This window comes from Mycolicibacterium vaccae NBRC 14118 = CIP 105934 (assembly GCF_001552715.1).
In the GTDB taxonomy this organism is placed as follows: domain Bacteria; phylum Actinomycetota; class Actinomycetes; order Mycobacteriales; family Mycobacteriaceae; genus Mycobacterium; species Mycobacterium vaccae.
Genome location: NZ_BCRS01000046.1, coordinates 1 through 20159, shown reverse-complemented (window position 1 = coordinate 20159; position 20159 = coordinate 1). Strand labels below are relative to the sequence as shown.

The window sequence follows — 20159 nt, the reverse complement described above, 5'->3', positions numbered from 1 at the left end:
CTCAGTTGACGGAGCGGGACTCTCCGTCCCAGTAGCGCTTGCGCAGGTCGACTTTCGACACCTTCGCCGCCGCGGTCAGCGGTAGCGCGTCGACGAAATCGACGGTTCGCGGGGCCTTGTACCGCGCGATCAGAGACCCGCAGTGTTCCCGCAGTTCCTCGGCGGTCGTCGTCGCACCGTCGTGCAGGACGACCACGGCATGGACCCGCTCACCCCAGTCGGCGTCGGGCACACCGATCACCGCGCAGGTGGCCACGCTCGGATGCTGTGCCAGCGCGTTCTCGACCTCTGCGGAGTACACGTTCTCCCCGCCGGTGACGATCATGTCCTTGATCCGGTCGACGATGAACAGATACCCGTTGTCATCCAGGTAGCCGCCGTCGCCGGTGTGCATCCAACCGCCGCGCAGCGCCTGCGCGGTCTCCTCGGGCCGGTTCCAGTAGCCGAGCATCACGTGCGGGCCACGCGCTGCGACCTCGCCGACCGTGCCGCGCGGCACCTCGTTGCCGTCCTCGTCGACGATCTTCACCTCGGCGATCGGCACCGCCCGCCCCGCTGATCTCAGTAGCGCCGGATCCAGGTGTTCCTCGGCGGTCAGCACCGTCGTGGTCGGGGCCAACTCGGTCATGCCGTAGGCCTGGAGCAGCTTCGCCTGCGGTAGCAGCCGCATCGCCCGCTCCAGCACTGCCTGCGAGATCGGCGAAGCGCCATAGATCAGATGCTTGAGGCTGGACAGATCATGGCGTGCCGCTGCCGGCGAATCGACGAACATCTGAATCATCGTGGGGGCGAGGAACATATCGGTGATCTGGTGATGCTCGATCGCCTCCGCGACCGATTCCGGGGTGAAGCCCGGCAGGATGACATGGCTGCCGCCGACGACGTTGCGGGCCAACCACCCCGACCCGTCGGCCAGGTGGAACATCGGCGCACTGTGCAACAGTCGGCCACGCGGTGCGAGGAACTGCCCGGTCGCCAGCGCCCCCAACGCCGCCGCCATCAAATTGGCATGGCTGAGCATGACCCCCTTGGGCGTTCCCGTCGTACCGCCGGTGTAGTAGATCGCCGCCAGCGCGTCCCCACCCCGACGGGCGTCCGGCACCGGATCATGCGCGGCGATGATCTCCTCGAAGCCGAGCACACCGTCCGGGCGGGGCCGATCGCCGGTGTGGATGTAGGACCGCACCGTCGGCGCCAGCACCCGCAAATCGTCCACCATGTCGAGGAAGGCGTCATCGACGACCAGCACCACGGCACCGGCGTCTTCGAGTGAGAACGCGATCTCGTGGACGCTCCAGCGAGTGTTCACCGGCACCGCGACCGCGTCCGCCCAGGGCACCGCGAAGAGGAAGTCGTGGTAGGCGTCGTTGTTCTGCGCCAGCAGTGCGACGCGGTCATCGGTCGCCACACCCAGACCGTGGAACGCCGCCGCCAATCGGGCGGCACGGTCCGCACTTTGGGCCCAGGTCCGGATGCGCTCACCGAAGATCGTGGCCGGCAAATCGGGGGTCTGCGCGACCGCGCGGTGCAAAGCCTGTGTCAGGTACACGGTTAGTACTCATTTCAGTCTGATTGACGTCGCTTTAGGCGTCTGGCCTGCATACAAGCCACTTGACATTAGCATTAATTTCGTTACTTTAGTCACATGCGGTTCGCTATCGCCTTGATCTTGAGGCATGCGTTCGCTCTGATCGACACCCGCAGAAAGGCATGACATGACAGACACGCTGACCCGTGACGCCGACACCGACTCGCGGCTGGATGACTACTTGCAGCGCGTTCGCGCCATCACCCCGTTGATCCGGTCCGAAGCCGAGGCCATGGAGCGGGCTCAGACGTTGAGCGACGCCGTCCGCGATGCACTCGAAGAGCAGAACCTGCACCGCATGCTGATCCCGACCGAGTTCGGTGGCGGCGGGCTGCTGCCGAGCGAGGGTCTGCGGGTCTACGAGGAGATGGCCAAGGCCGACGCGTCGACTGCATGGGCGTTCATGGCGACTTCGTGGTCGACCGCGGAGGTGCTCGGCTACCTCAAGCCCGAGGTGGCCAAGGACCTGATGAGCCGCGACGAGGACTTTCGCGTCGCCGGCCAGCTGCTCCCCCGTTACCCGGCCACGCAGGTCGAGGGCGGTCTGATCGTCGAGGGCAACTTCGCCTTCGCCAGCGGATCGGACCACGCCACCTGGATCGGTGCCGGCGTGTTCGTCGCCGACGAAAACGGCGACGCGATCCTCGGCGAGGACGGCCAGCCGCAGCCCCGCGTCGCGATGTTCCCCAGGTCCGAGGTCGACCTCAAACAGAACTGGGATGTCTGGGGCCTCGGCGCCACCGGCAGCCACGACTACCGGGTGGACAAGAAGTTCGTCCCCCACGAGCACACGATCGTCACCTTCGGCGGCACGCCCTACCGGTCGGAGACGATCTACAAGCTGTCCAACGAGTTCGTCGGCCCGCTGCCGCACGTCCCGGTCGTGCTCGGTATCGCGACCCGCGCACTGGAACTCCTTGCCGCGGTGGCCCTCAAGAAGTTCCGGCCCAACTACGGGGGCCCGATCGGCGAGGCCGACATCTTCAAGATCGAGTTCGCCCGGATGGACGCGCTGCTGCACGCCGTCCGGCTCGCGTTCTACGACCTGGTGGAGTCGGCCGAGGCCACTGTGGATGCCGGCCATACCCGCACCCCGGAACAGATGGCCCGGATGCGGCAGCAGCTGGCCTGGAGCCATGAGGCCATGGACACCATCGTGGGCTTCGCCCATCGCTGGAGCGGCAGCCAGAGCATCGGCCGGACAAGCACATTGGGCCGGTACGTGCGCGATATGCAGGTGGCCACCCAGCATCTCCTGGTGGATCCGAAGTTCTTGGCCGACGCAGCGACCGACCTGCTGCCGATCTACGCCGCGGCCGGGGCCTGAGCCCCAGCCCCTACCCGCCGAAATCGCATTCCATGCGGCGCTCTAGACGTTTCCGCCGCATGGAATGCGATTTCGGCGAGAGACAGAAGAAAGGCGCCCAATCACCGAGGTGATTGGGCGCCTTCGTCATTCGGTTCCGATCTCAGCTCTCGCTGTCGCCGCTGCCTCCGTCGGTGTCCGCCCCGGAATCGGTGCCCGCGTCGGACTCGTCGTCGCCCGTGTCCGAGCCGGAGTCGTCATCGCCGGTGCCCGTGCCCGTGCCCGTGTCGGCGCCGGCCTCGGCTTCCACCGTGCCCGAGTCTGCCTCAAGGTCCGCCTCGGAGGCCGGGTCCTCGATGCTGTCCTCGGCCTCGGACTCGTCGGTCGAGTCGACACCGCCGGTCGGCTCGGTGTCGCCGGACTCCTCGCCATCGTCACGAGTCGCCTTGACGGTGCTCACCGCGGCCTTGCGCGCTGACGAAACAGCCTCGGGGGCTTCACCTTCGCTGGCCTCAGGTGTCTCGGCGAGTTCCCGGTGGCCGTCGGATTCCGGCGTCTCCGTGGAAGCGGTCACCGCCGTCGGGGACGACGAGCCGCCTGCCGGTGTCGATCGCGTGACGGCCTTGGTGACCCGCGCGATCCACTCCGCCCGCACTGCCCGCTTGTACTTGATCACGGAGATCTTCGCGTTGCTGATGCCCTGGTTGAGGGCCGTGCGGATGGTCGCGGTGTCGCGCGTTGCGAACGCCTCACGGATCGTCTGAACCACCGCGCTGAGCTGCTTCTTCAGGGTCTGCCGCTGCAACTTCACCTCGGCCCGGAAAGTGCGCTCGGGGCTGAACTCGCGTCCGTCCCAGCTCACCAGCTTCCACCCGTCCTCGGCATTGCCCTCGATCACCACGTCCGCGGTGTTGCGCAACGAGGCGCGGAGCAGCTCCATCTTCTGTGCGGCCGTGAGGTTGTCGACGTTCATGAACGTCCAGAACATCATCGCGGCGCCATGAGAGAAGACCACCGCGTTGCGGTCGCCGTTGTCGTACATGGCCTGCAGCGCCGCGTCCATCCTGGCGTCGAACTCGTGGCCGTCGATGGAACCGGGAATTCGTGCGTCCAGGTCGCCCTGAAGCGCCCATGCCAGCGGCGCCAGCATGTAGCCGCTGGACGCCTCGCTTTCCGGTGTCCCTTCGTAGATGCCGGCCTCGATCTCCTGGAGGCCCGGCAGCACGGTGATGGGCAGGCCCAGGTACCGCGACATCGGGGCCGCGGTCAGCTGGGTCCTGACCATCGACGACGCATAGACGGCGTCGTAGTTCTTGTCGCCGAGCCGGGCGGCGACCGCTTCGGCCTGCTGGTAGCCGGTATCGCTGAGCACCGGACCAGGCGTGGACGAATCGATGCTGCCCGAGGCGTTGCCGAGCGACTGCCCGTGACGCACGAACGTCAGCCTCATCAGTTCCGCGGCGGCGGCCGGCAGCGCCGTGCCGACCAGTAGTGCAAACGCCGTGAGGACGGCGCCCAGATACACGTACACCGAACGTTTTCGCGCGCCCGGTCTGACTCCGGATGCAGGGTTCACACTTTCTCCTTCTTTTGATGGGCACCACAGTTCCCCACGGGCACAGGGTGTTTCTGCCCTGAAGTCGGGCAGCGTCGGTCGGCCTGCGCGCACGCGGCGGCAGGCAGTGCGGTGTTACCGCTGAGGTGGGCTAGAAGCCGAGATGCTTCCGGACGAACGCCCCTGCTTCATCGGCCGCCTGACGGCCCTCGGGCAGGATCGAGGAGAACAGCGGCCACACGTGCACCATGTCGTCGTACTCCGACACCGCCGCCGTACCACCGGCGGCACTCATCGCGGCCGCCGCGCGGCGCGAGTCGTCGAGCAGCACCTCGGTGGAACCGACGAGGAAGAGCGAGGTCGGGAGTCCGCCCAGTGCGGCGAACACCGGCGAGGCGAGCGGGTCCCGCGGATCGTGGCCCTGCAGGTATGCCTCCCCCAGGTTCGCGATGGAGCCGCGGGAGACGGCGATGTCGCTGCCGTCGTACAGGTCGACACTCGCGCCGCTCGCGGTGAAGTCCAGCAGCGGTGAGATGAACACCGCGGCCGCGGGCAGAGGTGCGCCACGGTCGCGCAGGACCGTCAGCGCAGCGAGCGCCAGCCCTCCGCCCGCGGAGTCTCCCCCGACCACGACGTTGTCCGCGCCATAGGTGGACACCAGGTCGGTGAGGGCCGCGACGCCGTCGTCGACGGCGGCGGGAAACTTGTTCTCCGGTGCGCGTCGGTAATCCGGCAGCACGACCGTCACCCCGGACGCGCGCGACAGGGTGTGGCCCAGTTCCTGGAATCCCCTGGCGCTGCCGAGGACGTATCCCCCGCCGTGGAACCACACGAACGCCTTGTCGCGGGTGGCGCCGTCGGCGGTGACAGACAGAACCGGGATTCCGCCGGCCATGCCCTCGACGGGTTCGACCCCTGCCGGTAGGGGGAACTGCAGCAGCAGCTCGTCGTAGGCAGTGCGCAGGTCGTCCACTGTCGCCGTCGCCGGGTCCGGGAAGCCGTTCACGTACATGTCCTCGACCCGCGCCAACGCCTCGGTTCTCGCCATTGATCCTCCGAAGTGAGCTCGCCGTCCCGACGGATCACACCGCCGGGATGACGGAGATGTTAATAGCGACACCTAACTTCCGGAAGGTTTCGCAGGATATTGTGGCAATTTCAAGCTCAGGCGACCATAATCGTAGTTCACACATCGCAATCGGAGGGCCAGCAGCCATGACCGTCGTCTCCCACGGCGAAGCATCCCGCACCGGATCGGGCGACCAGCCCACCCGTAGTCCGCTCGAGCGGCTCATGAACCCCAGGACGGTCGCCGTGGTCGGGCTCAGCGACAAGTCCCCGGTGGCAGGGTTCATCGCGCCGACGCTCAACAGCGACGCCGAGGTGCACTTCGTCCATCCGACGGCCGAGACCGTGCTGGGCGTTCCCGCGCACCGCACCGTCGCCGACATCTCCGGCCCCATCGATGCCGTGCTGTCGGTGATGTCGGCGGAGCGCACCGTCGCACTGGCGGAGGAATGTGCGGACCTCGATTGCGGCGGGCTGGTGGTCTACGCGGCCGGGTTCTCCGAACTCGGTGCCGAAGGCGCCGAGTTCCAGCGGAGGCTGGTCGCGGCCGCCGAGCGCGGCGGCATGGCCGTCGTGGGTCCCAACAGCCTGGGCTACATCAGCGTGCCGCGCAGTCTGCACCTGACGGCCTCGGCCGACTACCACCCGAACGCGGGCGGCATCTCGATCGTGTCCCACAGCGGCGCGATGATCGGCGGCATCGCCATCGCCGCGCGGCAACGCACCGGCGTCGGGATCTCGCGGTTGATCTCGGCCGGCAACGAGGCGACCACGGACATCGCCGACTACCTCGATTTTCTCGCCACCGACCCGGACACCACCGCGATCGGACTGGTCGTCGAGGGGATACGCCGCCCGGCGGAGTTCTTCCGCGCCGCCCGTCGGTGCATCGCCGCGGGTAAGCCGATCGTCGCGGTCAAGCTGGCCCGCAACGCGCGCACACAGCAGATGGCGGCCTCGCACACCGGCGCGCTGGCCGGAAGCGCGTGGGCCTACGACGTGTCCTTCGAACATGCCGGCATCCAGCTCGCCTACGATCTCGAGGAACTCGTCGACAGGCTGGCCCTGGTCAGCCAACTCGACCCGGCGCTGTGGAACCCGGTGCAGCGCATCGGCGTCGTCGCCGGCACCGGCGGCTTCGCGTCCCTGGCGTTCGACGTCGCCACCGCGGAGGGGCTGACGTTGCCGCCGCTGGACGGTCTGGCCGACTGGGTCGCGTCGACCATCCCCGGTATCACCGTCCCTAATCCATTGGACACCACCGGTTTCGGCGCGACATTCTGGACCGACATCGTCGACCGCTATGTCGGTTCGGACGAACTCGACGCGGTGGTGTTCGTCAACATGTGGAGCGACTCCCCGCTGTACCGGCGCCTCATCGACGACGTCGCCGTCGCCGCCCGGCGCTACCGCAAGCCGGTGGCGATCGCGGCCGGGTCCGGCGCGGTCGGCGAGTTCGCCACCGAGGTGGTCGGCGACGACGGGGTCGCCGCACTCGGCTACGGGATCCGGGGAACACTGCGGGGCTTGCACACCCTGGGCGCGTTCGTGCGGGCACGCCAGTCTGCCGCCGACATCGCGGACGCACCCGCGCCGATCGCGCGGCCGTCGGTTCACGTCACCGACGCCGGAGGCAGCCGGTTCCTGCCGTTCGCAGAAATCATGTCGCTGCTCGGCAGTTTCGGGATCCGCACCGCACCCTACGCCGTGATCGGAGACGACGACCCGGTCAGCACACCGGATTTCGCGGGTCCGTACGCGGTGAAGCTGGCCGACGTCGCCCACCGCACCGAACTGGGCGCGGTGGCATTGAACGTGTCGGCCGCCGAGCTGCCCGATGCGGTCGCGCGGATGCGCGGCATCGCCGGCGACCACGCGGTGTCACCGACCGTGGCGGTCCAGTCGATGACCGCTTCCCGCGGCGAATTGCTGATCGGGATCGACGGCAGCAGCGAGCTGGGTCCGATGGTGATGTTGGGTCTCGGCGGCATCTTCGTCGAGGTTCTGCAACGCATCGGTGGGCGACCGGCGCCGCTGACCAAGGCCGCCGCCGAGGCCCTCATCGAGGAGTTCCGCGACCTTCGGCTGTTGCACGGATTCCGCGGATCGCAGCCGTGGCACCTCGATCAGCTGGCCGACACGCTGGTCGGGCTGGGCAATCTCGCCGCGGCCGGGCACGGGTGGATCGAGTCGCTGGACGTGAATCCGCTGCTGGTCACCGAGGACGGTCTGGTGGCGGTCGACGCGCTGTGCATCGTCCGCGAGGACACCTAGGCGCCGAAGCCCACACGAAAAGCGCCGCGGCCGGTCACACCGGCCGCGGCGCTTTTCGTTCAGCGTCGGAGATCTGTCAGAAGGCGGCCTCGTCCAGCTCCATCACGAAGTTGTCCACCGTCAGCGCAGAAGCGCGCTGGGCAGCGACGGTCGGCAACACCTCGCGTGCGAAAAAGCGTGCGGCGCTGACTTTCCCGCGATAGAACGCGATGTCAGAGGGTGCCGGGGCCGATGCCAGGGCGCTCTCGGCGATGCGGGCGCTGCGCAGAAGCAACCACGCCACGACGACATCGCCGAGGACGTACAGCAGACGCGTCGCGTTCAGGCCGACCCGGTAGATGCTGTCGGCACTGTCCTGAGCGGCCGCCAGGTCACCGGTCATCTTGGCGACGATCGCTTCCGCATCGGCCACCGCCTGTGCCAGCAGCGCGCGCTCGGCAGCCATGTCGCCGACCGGGTCCGGCGATCCGGCGAACGTCCTGATCTCGCCCAGCACATGGGACAACGCCCGACTCCGGTCACGAACCACCTTGCGGAAGAACAGATCCTGCGCCTGGATCGCCGTCGTGCCCTCATAGACGGTGTCGATCTTGGCATCGCGGACGTACTGCTCGATGGGATAGTCACGCAGGTATCCCGACCCGCCGAACGTCTGCAGCGACTCGGTGCCGAGGATCACCCAGGACCGTTCCGACCCGTACCCCTTCACGATCGGCAGCAGAAGATCGTTGACGGCCTCGGCCAGACCGGTGTCGTCGCCGGCGGCTGTCCTCACCGCGATCTCGTCCTGCCAGGACGCGGTGTAGAGGATCAGCGAGCGCATCCCCTCGGTGTAGGCCTTCTGGATCAGCAGCGAGCGTCGGACGTCCGGATGACGGGTGATCGTCACACGCGGGGCGGACCTGTCCGAGGTCTGGGTGAGATCGGCGCCCTGCACCCGCTGTTTGGCATACTCCAGCGCGTTCAGGTAGCCGCTGGACAGCGTGGCGACGGCCTTGCAGCCGACCATCATCCGTGCATCTTCGATGACCTCGAACATCTGGGCGATGCCGTCGTGCACCTCACCGAGGAGCCACCCGCGGGCCGGCTCGTCGTCGCCGAGCGTCACCTCGCACGTGGTGGACACGTTCATCCCCATCTTCTTCTCGACGTTCGTCGCGTAGGCGCCGTTGCGCTCACCTGTGAGCTCACCGGTATCGAGGTCGAAGTGGTACTTGGGGACGAGGAACAGGCTCAGCCCCTTCGTCCCGGGCCCCCCGACCCCCTCCACACCCACCGGCCTGGCCAGGACGAGGTGCAGGATGTTGTCGGCCAGGTCGTGTTCGGCTGCGGTGATGAACCGCTTGACGCCGTGGATGTTCCAGGTTCCGTCGGCGTTGGCGACGGCCCGGGTCCGGCCGGCGCCGACGTCGGAGCCGGCATCGGGTTCGGTCAACAACATCGTTGCACCCCAACGATTGTCGACGGCGACCTGGGCGATCTTCTTGTCCCGTTCCGTGCCGTGCCGGTAGATCACCCGGGCCGCGGTCGGGATTCCGACGTACGTCCACAGCGCCGGGTTGGCTCCCAGTACGAACTCGGCCAGCGCCCAGTTGAGCGAGTTCGGCGCACTGGTGCCACCCAGCTCGGGCAGCACACGCAGTCGCCACCACTCGGCATCCATCCACGTCTTGTACGTCGCCGCGAACGACGGCGTCATCGTGACGGTCTTCTCGACCGGGTCGTACACCGGCGGATTACGATCCGCGTCCTCGAAGGACTCGGCGAGGTCTTCGCGGGACAGCCGCTCGACCTCACGGAGGATGAATTTCGCAGTGTCGAGGTCGATCTCGCTGTAGGGGGCGGCACCGAAGACGTCCTCGCGCTCGAGCAACTCGAACAGGTTGAACTCGATGTCACGCAGGTTGGTCTTGTAATGGCTCATCAGGGAGTGCCTCTCACGTTCTGTCGGCCTGCCGGACCACCGAAGACGGTCGCTGAATGGGCCCGGCACCGGGACGTCGGAATACGTGAACCATAACTCCAGCGTGCATGGCCGGTCAATATGCCCGTATACTGCATATATTCCCGTCTTAGTGAGTTTCAAATATGCCATCGGCACGGTGTGCAGATCTGCCGCGCGAGACGCGCCACGGTCCGCGTGCGTTTGCCGTCGGGATGCGAAACTGGACGCATGGTCCAGCCGATCGGAAAGCACGAGATGACAGGACCGACCGCCGAACGCGTGGAGTCCGTGAAGGCGACCCTGCGTAAGTCTGCGCGCGGCAGCCATCGGACCGAGCAGGTGGCTCGGGCAGCCGCCCACCTGTTCCAGGACTACGGGTACCAGAACGTCAGCATCGACCGGATCGGCGCGGCCGTCGGCCTGACCGGCCCCGCGGTGTACCGGCATTTCAAGGGCAAGCACGAGATCCTGGTGCACGCGTTGATGAGCCAGGTGCGACTGGTCGACGAACTCCACGCCGCGGCCACCGAGCAGGGCACCACACCAGAAGAGCGGTTACATCTGCTGCTGGCCGGCCTAGGGGATCTGACGGTCAACGGCAACGAAGCCACCCTGTGGCGCCGGGAACAGCGCCATCTCGCCGACGACGAGCGGGAAGTGTTCCGACGCCATTTCGCGGACAACCACGAACGTATCGCCGCGCAGATCCTGGCCCACAAACCCGGGCTCGGCCAACAGAAGGCCGATCTCCTCGGGTTCACCGTCCTGGCAATGTATTCCAACACCCCGGACATCCGCGGCACCCTGTCGGCCGATCGCCTGCAGGAGATCCAGACCGCCATCGCGTGGGCGGTCATCGACTGCGTCCTTCCCGATACCGACCCGGCCGCCGCCGTGACCACGGCGCCGGCGCCCCGCCTACCCGCCGGCCGCCGGGAGCGCATCATCGACGCCGCTGCACGTCTGTTCGACGAGCGCGGCTTCTACGACGTCCACATCGACGACATCGCCAGGGAGTCCGAGATGTCGACCGCCACGCTGTACCAGCACGTGGCAAGCAAGACGGAGGTGCTGCGCGCCGTCCTGGAACGCGGCGCCGAGGGTCTGCTCTACGTGACCAACGACGCCCTGGCCTACGCCACCAGCCCCGAGCAGGCACTCGACGCGCTCATCGAGACCTACATCCGCCAGGCGGTGGGCCCGTACGGCCGGATCATGCACATTCTGGCAGCCGACCTGCTGTACCTCCCCGAAGAGGAGCAGCAGGCTCTGCGCAGCACGCAGCGGGAGTACATGGCCGAGTGGGCGGAAGTCATCGAGACGCTCTCCGACGGCCTGACACCCCACGACGCCCGTGCGCTCACCCAAGCCGCCATCGGTGTCGTCACCGACATCACCCAGGACCCGAATCTTCGTCGACGACCTCAGCTTGTCGAGGAGCTCACGGCCCTCGTACATGCCATGGTGCTGCCGCCCGGACTCAAACCGGCCTGACGCAGGCTCGCTACCCGGGCAGTCCCGGCAGCAGACCCCGCGAGATCTCCGCGGCGATGTCTTCGGTACTGAACGCCGCGACCGCCCGGACGACGGCAGGGTCGATATCCTCGGTATAGGCAGCGGCCAAACGCTCTCCGACGATCCGGCGTTCGGTCCGCAGCGCGTCGAGGCCATCGCCGGAGCCGTCCGGCTGTGCCCCCAACGCGGTCGCCAGCTCGCGGGTCCGCGCGACCGACGCCGACACTTCGGCAGCGTCCCAGGACAGCCGCCGGTTCAGGTTGTCCAGCATCTCGATCACCGCCTGCAACTCGCCGCGGGCGGACTCCGACTCGACCGCGGGCAGCACCTTCTCGACCAGCGTCTGCCGGACGGTCTTCTGCACTTCGTCGAGATCCATTGCGTATACGGTCATCTCACGCTCCCCATTCTCCGTCACGGAGCATCTGATTGAGCCATCCGAGGCTGTAGTAGATGCTGTGGGCCATGTTCGCGTACCGGAGTTCGGGACGGTCGCCACGCTCGTAGATCGCCACGGCCTGCAGACATCCGATGGCGGTCTTGGTCAGCGACTGCACCGCCCACCAGGTCAGGCTCGCCGGGTCCGGACGCCATCCGGCGGCCGCCGCGTACTCGTCGAGGAACTCGTCGATGCCGAGCAGCTTGCACGCCAGCGGCGACCGGCCACGAGAGGTGCGCTGGAAGAACCAGGCGAGGTCGGCGATCGGATCGCTGAAATGGGCGGTCTCCCAGTCCAGGATGCCGATCAGGCTGCCGTCCTGCGGGTGCACCACCAGGTTGCCGACCCGGAAATCGTTGTGCACCAGGGAGACGCGCCCCGACACCTGGTCGGCGCGGTGATCCAGCCAGGCCAGCGCGAGGTCCAGCACCGGGATCCGGACGGACGCGACCTCGTCGTAGGTCTGCCGCCATTGCCGGTTCTCGACACGTCCGGTGTCTGCGGCCGCCGGCGGCGGGTCGAGCTCGGGCAGGGTCAACGACTCCGGTGCGGCGGCATGCAGCCTGGCCATCTCGCGTGCCACCCGGCGGCCGAGTGCGGCCCGGTCCCCGGGGCCGGTGATGACCCGCGTGACGCTGTGCGGCATCGGGACGACGCCGACGAGGCGTTCCATCACGAAGAAGCCACGGTTGCCCGGTGCCCCGACACGGTGTGCGACCACCCCGGGCACCGGCAGCCCCAGGCCGGCGGCCGCGCGCAGCAGCGCCACCTCGCGCGCCACGTCGTAGCTGCCCACGATCCCGCTCAGCGGTTCACGTTTGACCGCGAACGACGCGCTCTGGTCCTGACCCCACGTGGCGGTGACCAGATAGGTCTCCCACGAGTTGCCCTCGCCGCGCTGGTCGACGTCGACCAACTCGACCTTGCGTCCCCCGGCCACCTGCGCCGCGAGCACCGCGGTCAGTTCCGCCAGGAACGCCGATGTGCCGTCAGTCATGGCGGTCTCGCCTTCCACCGTCGCTGTCATGATGATCGTCCTCCAGGTCCTAGACGACGCTGACCGAGCGGCCGCCGCCGTCCACGGTGATGCGCTGGCCCGTCACGTATTCCGCGTCGGCGGACACCAGGAAGGCCACGGCGCCCGCCACGTCGGCGGGCGTGCAGACCCGGCCGAACGGATAGCCCGCCGCCAGGTCCTCGATCGACCCGCCGCCTGTCGCGGCTTTCACCAGGCGACGACCCATCTCGGTCTCCACCAAGCCGGGCGCGACGATGTTGGCCCGGATGTTGTGGGCGCGTTCCTCCTGCGCGAGCGTGCGGACGCACATCTCCATCGCGGCCTTGGCCATCGTGTAAGGCGCCGACAACGCGGGCGCCTCGGCGACGGTGCTGCTCGAGATCATCACCACGTCGCCGCGGCCGGCGGCCCGCATGTCCGGAAGCACCCGCTGGATCAGATGGATCGGCCCCAGCGCGTGCACCCGCAGTAACGACATGAAGTCGGCTCCCGGTGTGTCGGACACCGGCTGCCCCTTGCTCGCGGTGCCCGCGTTGCTCACCACGAGGTCGACCGGACCGAGGTCGGCACGCACCGCATCGACCATCGTGTCGACGGCGGCCTCGTCGTCGATCGCCGCCCCGTAGGCCTTCGCCCGACCCCCGGCCGAGACGATCTGGGCCACAACCTCATCGGCCGCACCCGAATCGCGCCGATAGTTCACCGCAACTGCCGCACCGTCGGCCGCGAGGCGCAGCGCGATACCGCGGCCCACACCTCGCGAACTGCCGGTCACCACTGCCACACGTCCGTCCAACCGGGACATCAACCCACCACCGCTCGTCCGACGAGGTCCTTCATGACCTCGTTCGCTCCGCCATAGATCCGCTGGATGCGCGCATCACGCCACATCCGGGCGATCGGATACTCCTCCATGTAGCCGTAGCCACCGAACATCTGCAGCACCCGGTCGAGGACGTCCCACTGCAGATCCGTCGCCTTGTACTTCGCGCCGGCCGCCTCGGCCGCGGTGAGTTCACCGTCGTTGAGCGCGAGCACACAACGGTCGACGTACTCCTGCAGGATCGCGATATCGGTGTGCATCTCGGCGATCTGCATGCGGACCGACTGCAGCTGCGCCAGCGGTCCCCCGAACGCGTTGCGTTGGCGGGCGTGATCGAGCCCCAACTCCAGGGCATGCCGGGCCGATGCCACGGCCGCGACCGCGATCGACAGCCGTTCCCGGGGCAGATTGGCTATCGCGCAACCGAATCCGCGTCCCGGTTCGCCGATGATGTTCGACACCGGCACCCGGCAGTCGGTGAAGAACAGTTCCGCGGTGTCCTGCGCCTTGCGGCCGATCTTGTGCATGGGCCTGCCCCGCTCGAACCCGGGCGTCCCGTTCTCGACGGCCACGAAGGTGGTGCCCCGGCCGTCGCGTTCCCCGGTGCGCACGAGCACGATCGCCAGATCGCAGGTCGCCCCGCTGGTGATGAATGTCTTCTGCCCGTTGATGACCAGGTGGTCGCCGTCGCGCCGCGCGCTCGTCGCGATCGCCGCCAGGTCGGACCCGGCACCGGGCTCGGTCAACCCGAGCGCGGTCACGCACTCGCCACTGGTGAACGCCGGCAGCCACCGTTGTTGCTGCTCGGGGGTGGCCAGGTCACGCAGGTACGGCACGATGATGTCGTTCTGCATCGAGAAGAGGTCGCCCGCCATCCCGGAGGCGACGACCTCTTCGGTCATCACCGCGTTGTAGCGGAAGTCCTCGATGCCGAGACCGCCGTACTCCGGGGCGAACTCGAAGCCCAGGAAGCCGTTCTCACCGGCGGCGCGGATGAACTCGCGGGCCACGGTGCCTGCGTCCTCCCACTCCTCGATGTGGGGGACGGCAGCGTGGTCGATGAACGCGCGGAACGCTTTCCGGAACGCCTCGTGTTCCTCGGTGTAGAGGGTCCTACGCACTCGACTTCTCCTCCTGCTCCTGCCAGTACTTGTCGCGCAACTGGCGCTTGTACAACTTGCCGGTCGGCAGCCGGGGCATCTCTTCGATGAAGTCGAACGACTTGGGGCACTTGAACCTCGCCAGGTGATCCAGGCAGAACGCGCGCAACGTCTGCGCGAGTTCGGGGGTTCCGCCGCGCGGGTCGACCGGCTGGATCACCGCTTTCACGGCTTCCCCGAAGTCCTCGTCGGGGACTCCGAAGACCGCGGCGTCCATCACATCGGGATGGGTGATCAGCAGGTTCTCGATCTCCTGCGGGTAGATGTTCACCCCGCCGGAGATGATGACGAAGGCCTGGCGGTCGGTGAGGAACAGGTAGCCCTCTTCGTTCAGGTATCCGATGTCGCCGATCTTGGACATCGTCCCGCTGGGATCCTGTGCTTCGGCGGTCTTCTCGGGATCGTTGAGGTACTCGAACGAGCTGTTGCCGCCGCGGAACCAGATGTTTCCGGCAGCACCGACAGGCAGCTCGTTGCCGTCGTCGTCGCGGATCACGATCTCGCCGAAGAACGCCTTGCCGACCGTTCCGGGGTTGGCCAGCCACTCCTGTGGCGTGCAGCCGCACGTGCCGTTCGCCTCGGTGCCACCGTAATACTCGTAGATCACCGGCCCCCACCAGTCGAGCATGTCCTGCTTGACCTGCCGCGGACACGGGGCGGCTCCGTGCACGACCGCCTCCAGGGAGGAGTAGTCGTACTTGTCCCTGATCTCCCTCGGCAACTTCAGGATCCGCGAGAACATCGTGGGTACCACCATGGTGTGAGTGGCCCGGAACTCCTCGATCAGCGACAGGAACTGCTCGGTGTCGAAGCGCTCCATCACGATGTTGGTGGCGCCCAGTCGCAGACCGATGGAGATGCTCGACTGTGGCCCGGAGTGGTAGAGCGGCGCCGTGGACAGAAACGTCATGCCCTCGCGCATCCGGAACAGGCGTTTGCCCATCTCCTCGATGCCGAGTTGCTCGTCGGGAGACACATCGGGGAGGTGACGCTTGACAGCCTTGGGCCGGCCCGTGGTGCCCGACGAGTAGAACATGGGCGTGCCGAGACGTTCGTCGTCACCGGGTGTAGGCGGATACTGCTCGACGACCGCGGAGAAACTCTCGAAGGGTGCCTGGGGCGCGTCGGCACCGATCACCAGCCACTTTTCGACCTTCGGACACAGATCCGGGAAGTGCTGCGCCACCTCGAATTTGGCCGTGGTGGTGACCACGAGCCGCGCACCGCAGTCACCGACGATATACGCCGCTTCCTCGACCGAGAGAAAGGAGTTGATCGGCGTGTAGTACAGCCCGCACCGTTCCGCGGCCGACATCGTGACGATCATGTCGAGGTGGTTCTCGGTGAAGAGCGCGATGTGGTCGCAGCGCTTGAGCCCGAGTGCGCGGAAGTAGCCGGCCACCCGGTTGGCGCGCTCGTCGAACTGACGGTAGGTGAGCATCTCCCGACTACCCGCCATGATCAGCGCGGGACGATCGGGATTCTCGTGAACGTGGCGAGAGGGGTACATGTCGGCTCCGGTTCCTGCTAGCTGAGGGGGCGCAGGAACTCTGCGATGCCCCAGCCGCCCTGGCCGTTGGCGTACCGGACGGACATCTGACCCATCCGCGCTGCGCGGTCGGCGGTGCGCTGGGTGACGGGGACGAAGTGGTTGATCGTCCCGTCGAGCACCATCGTCGGCAACCCGTCAGCGGTGATCACCGCGGTGTTGCGCCCGGAATACGTTGCCTCTCCGGCATAGTCGGTGTAGACGGTGTAATCCCGGATCGGGTGGAACACGCCGTCGGGGGTGATGACGACCCCTCCCGAGGCACGTACCCCGTTGGGCTCGAACTCGCCGTATGCCGTGATCGCCGTGCCGTCGACCAGCCAGGCGGCCAGCCATTCACCGTTGTAGGACGCCCACTCCCGCGGTCCCCACGAATGATCCCGGAACGACGTGGCCCTCTCCACCTGCCAGGTCGTCCCCCCGACGCGTACCGACCCGCTGACGTGACCGAACTGTTCGTAATGGTCGGTGGCGATCTGCGAACTGCCGGGGGTGCAGTCACCGTCTTCGGCAATGGTGAACATCGGCACCGATGCCTCGAACGTCAGCGCGATCTCACACTCCAGCGATGGCGAGTTCTTCAGCGCCTGCCTGCCCCGCTCGGCCAGCAGCGACGGGGTGCTGATCAGCGCAACGGTGTTGCGGTAGTTCACTTCCCACGTGCGGGTGGCATTCCTGGGCACGATCTCAAGACCCTGGGTCGACCAGCGGTCGTTGGTCTCGTTCGGCTGGCGGCCTGCGCGCAGCGCAATCCGGCCGCCGGGCAGCGTCAGCTGCACCGTCGCCTCGGAATAGCCCATCGTGGGCCGGTTCCCGATGCGCATGAGCGCGCTGACTTCGCTGACAGGGTCGACGAAGTTGACGTAGACGCTCTCGTTGTAGTTGGCGATGCCTGCCGGGTCGTGGGTGAACTCGGCGTCGGTGCCGTACTGGCATGCGGTGAACGGCGCGGTGGCGTCCATGCGGGTCTCCTGGTGCTGGGGGATCAGAAGTAGTCGGCGGGATGGTCGTCCAGCGGCGGGAACACCGCGGGGCGGCGCTCCAGGAAGGACATCACGCCTTCGTGGACGTCGGCCGAGCGCAGCCGACTGGCGTACACCCGTGATTCGTCCTCGCATGCCGACCGGGGTGTGGTGTGGCTCCAGCTGCGGCCGAGCAGCCGGCGTGACAGGGCGACCGAGGTCGGCGACGTGTCGGTGACGAAGACCCTGGCGTAGGCCATCGCCTCGTCGAGCACGGCATCGGCCGCGACGACGCGGGTCAACAGTCCGGCCTCGTAGGCCTCGGCGGCGCCGAAGACCCGGCCGGACAACACCCAGTCGGTGGCCCGCGTCAGGCCGACCAGCCGCGGCAGGAACCACGACGACGCACTCTCGGGGACCACGCCGCGCCGGGTGAACACGAAGCCGAAGCGCGAGCGCTCCCCGGCGATCCGCACGTCGGTCGCGGCCATGATCGACGCTCCCCCACCGACCGCGTCGCCGTTGACGGCGGCGATCACCGGGGTTCGCATGTCGAACAGCCGCTCACTGACCCGGCCACCCGGTTCGCGGTAGCCCGTGGACGTGTGTCCGGGCCCGTCCTCCTGGAGCGCGTCCAGCAGGGTGTCCGGGCCGGTGAGTTCTGCGCCGACGCAGAAGTGCTCGCCGGCTCCGGTCAGCACCACCGCACGCACGGCCGGGTCACGGTCGGCGATGTCGAGGGCATCCCAGAGATCACGCAACATCTGGTTGCGCAACGCGTTTCGGCGATGGGGCGCGTTGAAAGCGATGACCGCGACCCCGTCGTCGAAGCGGTAGTCGATCTCCTCGTACGCCGGCGGCCGGCGATGGCCCGCCGCCGCTGCCCCGCTCACGCTCCGCCGCTGCAGACCAGCGTCTGCGCGGTGATGTAGCTCGACTCGGGCGCGCACAGCAGGTACACCGCACCGGCGGCCTCTTCGACCTCGCCGGCGCGGCCGAGGGCGATCTGGGCTGTCACCGTCTCGTACACCGCCGGGTTGACGCCAACTTTGATCTCACGGCCGTCGACGTCGATGGTCTTCGCCTCGGTGGTCACCGCGGTGAGCCGGGTGTTGATCACGCCGTAGGCGACGGCGTTGACGGTCACGTTGTAGCGACCCCACTCCTTGGCCAGCGTCTTGGTCATGCCGAGCAGGCCGGCCTTGGCGGTCGAGTAGTTGACCTGCCCCGGGTTGCCCTGCATACCCGAGATCGACGAGGTGTTGACGATCGCGCGCCGGGAGACCGGCCCGCCGTCGGACTTCTCCTTCTTGGCCAGGCTCGAGATCACCGGCTGCGCCGCGCGCAGGATCCGGAACGGCGCCGTGAGGTGGACGTCGATGATGTCGTTCCACTGCTGGTCGGTCATCTTCTGGATGACGTTGTCCCAGGTGTAGCCGGCGTTGTTGACGATAATGTCCAGTCCGCCGAAGTTGTCGACGGCGGCCGCGACGAAGCGGTCGGCGAACTCGGGGTCGGTGACGCTGCCGGTGCACGCGACGGCCTGGCCGCCCGCTGCCTCGATCGCGGCCACGACTTCCCGGGCGGGGTCGGCGTCCAGATCGTTGATGACCACCCGGGCGCCCTCGGCGGCGAGTTTCTCGGCGACCGCGCGTCCGATTCCACGCCCCGATCCGGAGACCAGCGCTACCTTGCCGTCGAGCTTTCCTGCCGCCACTTCAGCGTCCTCTCATCACCAACACAACAATGTGAAGTGAAGATTAACTTCATGAACGCTGAGGGGTCAACCACCATCTGTACTGCGCGTTTCAGCACTCCGTAAATGGTGACTATGGAATGTTGCCTGACCTGGAATGCGCGTGGGGGCGCCGATCGGGGCGGGAACAGGGGCGCGGCCGGCAGGGCGCGTGCGGATCCTTCGGCATCTCAGGGCGTCGTCACCCGGATGGCAGGGCGGGGCGACGGGACCGCCGACGCGCGCAGGGGCGCACCCCACAGGGCGTGGGTTCGGGCAGGTCCCGACATGGAGCGGCCCCCGAGCTTTCGTTCCTCGGTCGGACAAGACCGCGGGGCTCGGGGGCCGGGTGACTGCGGGGAATTCGCCAGCGCGCACAGGTGCGTCGAGCGCTTTCCCTGGCGCTGCTAGCTCGCAGCCACCTCACATGTCCATAAGTCACTCAATTTCTCGGACCACCTCCTTCCCTGTGTACAGGCGACCGTACTCGCGGCCAGGGTGGGCGACAAGGGATTTAGTGCTCAGCGATCGCTGAGGACGGCCGCGTCGATCAGCGCGGCGATCTCACCGTCCAGCGGTGCCGCAGGCAACGGCGCACCGTCGAGAGTGTGCACCCGGGCGGCCAGCGTGATGCTGGAGACCAGCCAGACTCCTTGCGCGGCAACCAGGTCGGCGGGCCGCAGGGCCTGGTAGTCGCAGTCGTAGCCCTTGTTGCGGGCAACCTCGAACAGCGCCTGCTGGGTGGTGCCGCGCAGGATCGGATACCACGGCGGCGGCGTCAGCAGGCACGTTGCGCCGTCAGGTGAGGTGGTCGCGATGACGACGGTCGATCGAGGACCCTCCAGGATGTGCCCGTCGGTACTGACGAAGATGACGTCGCCGGCGCCGTGCCGTTCCGCATGCCGCAGCGCGGCCATGTTCACCGCATACGACAGCGTCTTCGCGCCGGCCAGCAGCCACGGCATCGCGTCGATGCCGTCCGCGGGCAGGCTGCGTTGCAGGGTCATCGCCGCCACCCCGTCGCGCCGCACGGCCGCGACCCGTGACGGCAGCGACCCGACCGCCGCGTACGCGGTGGGCGCCGAACCGTGTTCGCGTCCCCGGCTGTACACCAGCCGCAGCACGCCTTCGTCCGATCCCCCGGCCAGCCAGTGCTCCACCGCGAGGGCCACCGCCGCCCGCCACTGCCCGGCGTCGGGCTCGGGCAGGTCGACGAGGCGGG

At 67.7% G+C, this 20159-nt stretch carries 16 protein-coding genes; 3 read left to right on the top strand and 13 right to left on the bottom strand.

Annotated elements, in window-relative coordinates; translation table 11 throughout:
* Position 1: 1 nt before the first annotated feature.
* Entirely contained in the window at positions 2–1549 is a 1548-nt protein-coding gene (locus MVA01S_RS11185; protein WP_003930412.1) for a long-chain-fatty-acid--CoA ligase, read from the bottom strand.
* 166 nt (positions 1550–1715) lie between these two features.
* Here MVA01S_RS11185 and MVA01S_RS11180 point away from each other — a divergent pair, with 166 nt between their 5' ends.
* A complete protein-coding gene (locus tag MVA01S_RS11180) occupies positions 1716–2915 on the top strand; it encodes an acyl-CoA dehydrogenase family protein (RefSeq protein WP_003930413.1) in 1200 nt (399 codons plus the stop codon).
* Positions 2916–3057: 142 nt separating this feature from the next.
* On the opposite strand, the gene MVA01S_RS30425 is transcribed toward MVA01S_RS11180, so the two are convergent.
* Both MVA01S_RS30425 and MVA01S_RS11170 read right to left on the bottom strand, forming a co-directional pair.
* Positions 3058–4470 carry a histidine phosphatase family protein gene (locus MVA01S_RS30425; RefSeq protein WP_081529049.1) on the bottom strand — a complete coding sequence of 471 codons (1413 nt, stop codon included), beginning with the start codon at positions 4468–4470 and terminating at the stop codon, positions 3058–3060.
* A 130-nt stretch (positions 4471–4600) separates the two neighbouring features.
* Complete coding sequence (locus tag MVA01S_RS11170) at positions 4601–5497, bottom strand: alpha/beta hydrolase fold domain-containing protein (RefSeq protein ID WP_003930415.1); 897 nt, start codon at positions 5495–5497, stop codon at positions 4601–4603.
* Between the two features lie 167 nt (positions 5498–5664).
* Between MVA01S_RS11170 and MVA01S_RS11165 the strand changes: the two genes are divergently transcribed.
* On the top strand, positions 5665–7791 hold the full coding sequence (locus MVA01S_RS11165) for an acetate--CoA ligase family protein (RefSeq protein ID WP_003930416.1): 2127 nt from the start codon (positions 5665–5667) through the stop codon (positions 7789–7791).
* Between the two features lie 76 nt (positions 7792–7867).
* On the opposite strand, the gene MVA01S_RS11160 is transcribed toward MVA01S_RS11165, so the two are convergent.
* Positions 7868–9715: an acyl-CoA dehydrogenase gene (locus MVA01S_RS11160; RefSeq protein ID WP_003930417.1), complete on the bottom strand. Its 1848-nt coding sequence runs from the start codon at positions 9713–9715 to the stop codon at positions 7868–7870.
* Positions 9716–9991: 276 nt separating this feature from the next.
* Here MVA01S_RS11160 and MVA01S_RS11155 point away from each other — a divergent pair, with 276 nt between their 5' ends.
* Positions 9992–11230 carry a TetR/AcrR family transcriptional regulator gene (locus MVA01S_RS11155; RefSeq protein ID WP_040541311.1) on the top strand — a complete coding sequence of 413 codons (1239 nt, stop codon included), beginning with the start codon at positions 9992–9994 and terminating at the stop codon, positions 11228–11230.
* 10 nt (positions 11231–11240) lie between these two features.
* Here the strand turns inward: MVA01S_RS11155 and MVA01S_RS11150 are convergent, their stop codons facing one another.
* From MVA01S_RS11150 to MVA01S_RS11110, 9 genes are all read right to left on the bottom strand, one after another.
* Positions 11241–11645 carry a hypothetical protein gene (locus tag MVA01S_RS11150; protein WP_040541179.1) on the bottom strand — a complete coding sequence of 135 codons (405 nt, stop codon included), beginning with the start codon at positions 11643–11645 and terminating at the stop codon, positions 11241–11243.
* Between the two features lies 1 nt (position 11646).
* Positions 11647–12717 (bottom strand): phosphotransferase family protein, encoded by a 1071-nt coding sequence (locus MVA01S_RS11145; RefSeq protein ID WP_003930420.1) that lies wholly within the window; start codon positions 12715–12717, stop codon positions 11647–11649.
* A 19-nt stretch (positions 12718–12736) separates the two neighbouring features.
* Positions 12737–13513 (bottom strand): SDR family NAD(P)-dependent oxidoreductase, encoded by a 777-nt coding sequence (locus MVA01S_RS11140; RefSeq protein WP_003930421.1) that lies wholly within the window; start codon positions 13511–13513, stop codon positions 12737–12739.
* Positions 13513–14652 carry an acyl-CoA dehydrogenase family protein gene (locus MVA01S_RS11135; protein ID WP_003930422.1) on the bottom strand — a complete coding sequence of 380 codons (1140 nt, stop codon included), beginning with the start codon at positions 14650–14652 and terminating at the stop codon, positions 13513–13515. Before MVA01S_RS11135 ends, MVA01S_RS11140 begins: the two co-directional genes overlap by 1 nt.
* Complete coding sequence (locus MVA01S_RS11130) at positions 14645–16201, bottom strand: AMP-binding protein (RefSeq protein WP_040541183.1); 1557 nt, start codon at positions 16199–16201, stop codon at positions 14645–14647. The genes MVA01S_RS11135 and MVA01S_RS11130 overlap by 8 nt, the downstream gene beginning before the upstream one ends.
* Before the next feature lie 17 nt (positions 16202–16218).
* A complete protein-coding gene (locus MVA01S_RS11125; protein WP_003930424.1) occupies positions 16219–17202 on the bottom strand; it encodes a DUF7064 domain-containing protein in 984 nt (327 codons plus the stop codon).
* 23 nt (positions 17203–17225) lie between these two features.
* The gene (locus MVA01S_RS11120) at positions 17226–18095 is read right to left on the bottom strand and encodes an enoyl-CoA hydratase-related protein (protein ID WP_003930425.1); all 870 of its coding nucleotides are present in this window, start codon (positions 18093–18095) and stop codon (positions 17226–17228) included.
* Positions 18092–18919, bottom strand: a complete 828-nt coding sequence (locus tag MVA01S_RS11115; RefSeq protein ID WP_003930426.1) for an SDR family NAD(P)-dependent oxidoreductase — start codon at positions 18917–18919, stop codon at positions 18092–18094. Before MVA01S_RS11115 ends, MVA01S_RS11120 begins: the two co-directional genes overlap by 4 nt.
* A gap of 539 nt (positions 18920–19458) precedes the next feature.
* Positions 19459–20159 (bottom strand): aminodeoxychorismate lyase (locus tag MVA01S_RS11110; protein WP_003930427.1); only part of this gene is annotated, 701 nt, incomplete at its 5' end.

What these genes read in the sequence shown, in the direction of transcription:
- MVA01S_RS11170 (WP_003930415.1), bottom strand. Translation starts at nt 5,497, where the DNA reads ATGGCGAGAACCGAGGCGTTGGCGCGGGTCGAGGACATGTACGTGAAC.
- MVA01S_RS11130 (WP_040541183.1), bottom strand. Translation starts at nt 16,201, where the DNA reads ATGTACCCCTCTCGCCACGTTCACGAGAATCCCGATCGTCCCGCGCTG.
- MVA01S_RS11125 (WP_003930424.1), bottom strand. Translation starts at nt 17,202, where the DNA reads ATGGACGCCACCGCGCCGTTCACCGCATGCCAGTACGGCACCGACGCC.
- MVA01S_RS11180 (WP_003930413.1), top strand. Translation starts at nt 1,716, where the DNA reads ATGACAGACACGCTGACCCGTGACGCCGACACCGACTCGCGGCTGGAT.
- MVA01S_RS11150 (WP_040541179.1), bottom strand. Translation starts at nt 11,645, where the DNA reads ATGACCGTATACGCAATGGATCTCGACGAAGTGCAGAAGACCGTCCGG.
- MVA01S_RS11140 (WP_003930421.1), bottom strand. Translation starts at nt 13,513, where the DNA reads ATGTCCCGGTTGGACGGACGTGTGGCAGTGGTGACCGGCAGTTCGCGA.
- MVA01S_RS11160 (WP_003930417.1), bottom strand. Translation starts at nt 9,715, where the DNA reads ATGAGCCATTACAAGACCAACCTGCGTGACATCGAGTTCAACCTGTTC.
- MVA01S_RS11155 (WP_040541311.1), top strand. Translation starts at nt 9,992, where the DNA reads ATGACAGGACCGACCGCCGAACGCGTGGAGTCCGTGAAGGCGACCCTG.
- MVA01S_RS11165 (WP_003930416.1), top strand. Translation starts at nt 5,665, where the DNA reads ATGACCGTCGTCTCCCACGGCGAAGCATCCCGCACCGGATCGGGCGAC.
- MVA01S_RS11145 (WP_003930420.1), bottom strand. Translation starts at nt 12,717, where the DNA reads ATGACAGCGACGGTGGAAGGCGAGACCGCCATGACTGACGGCACATCG.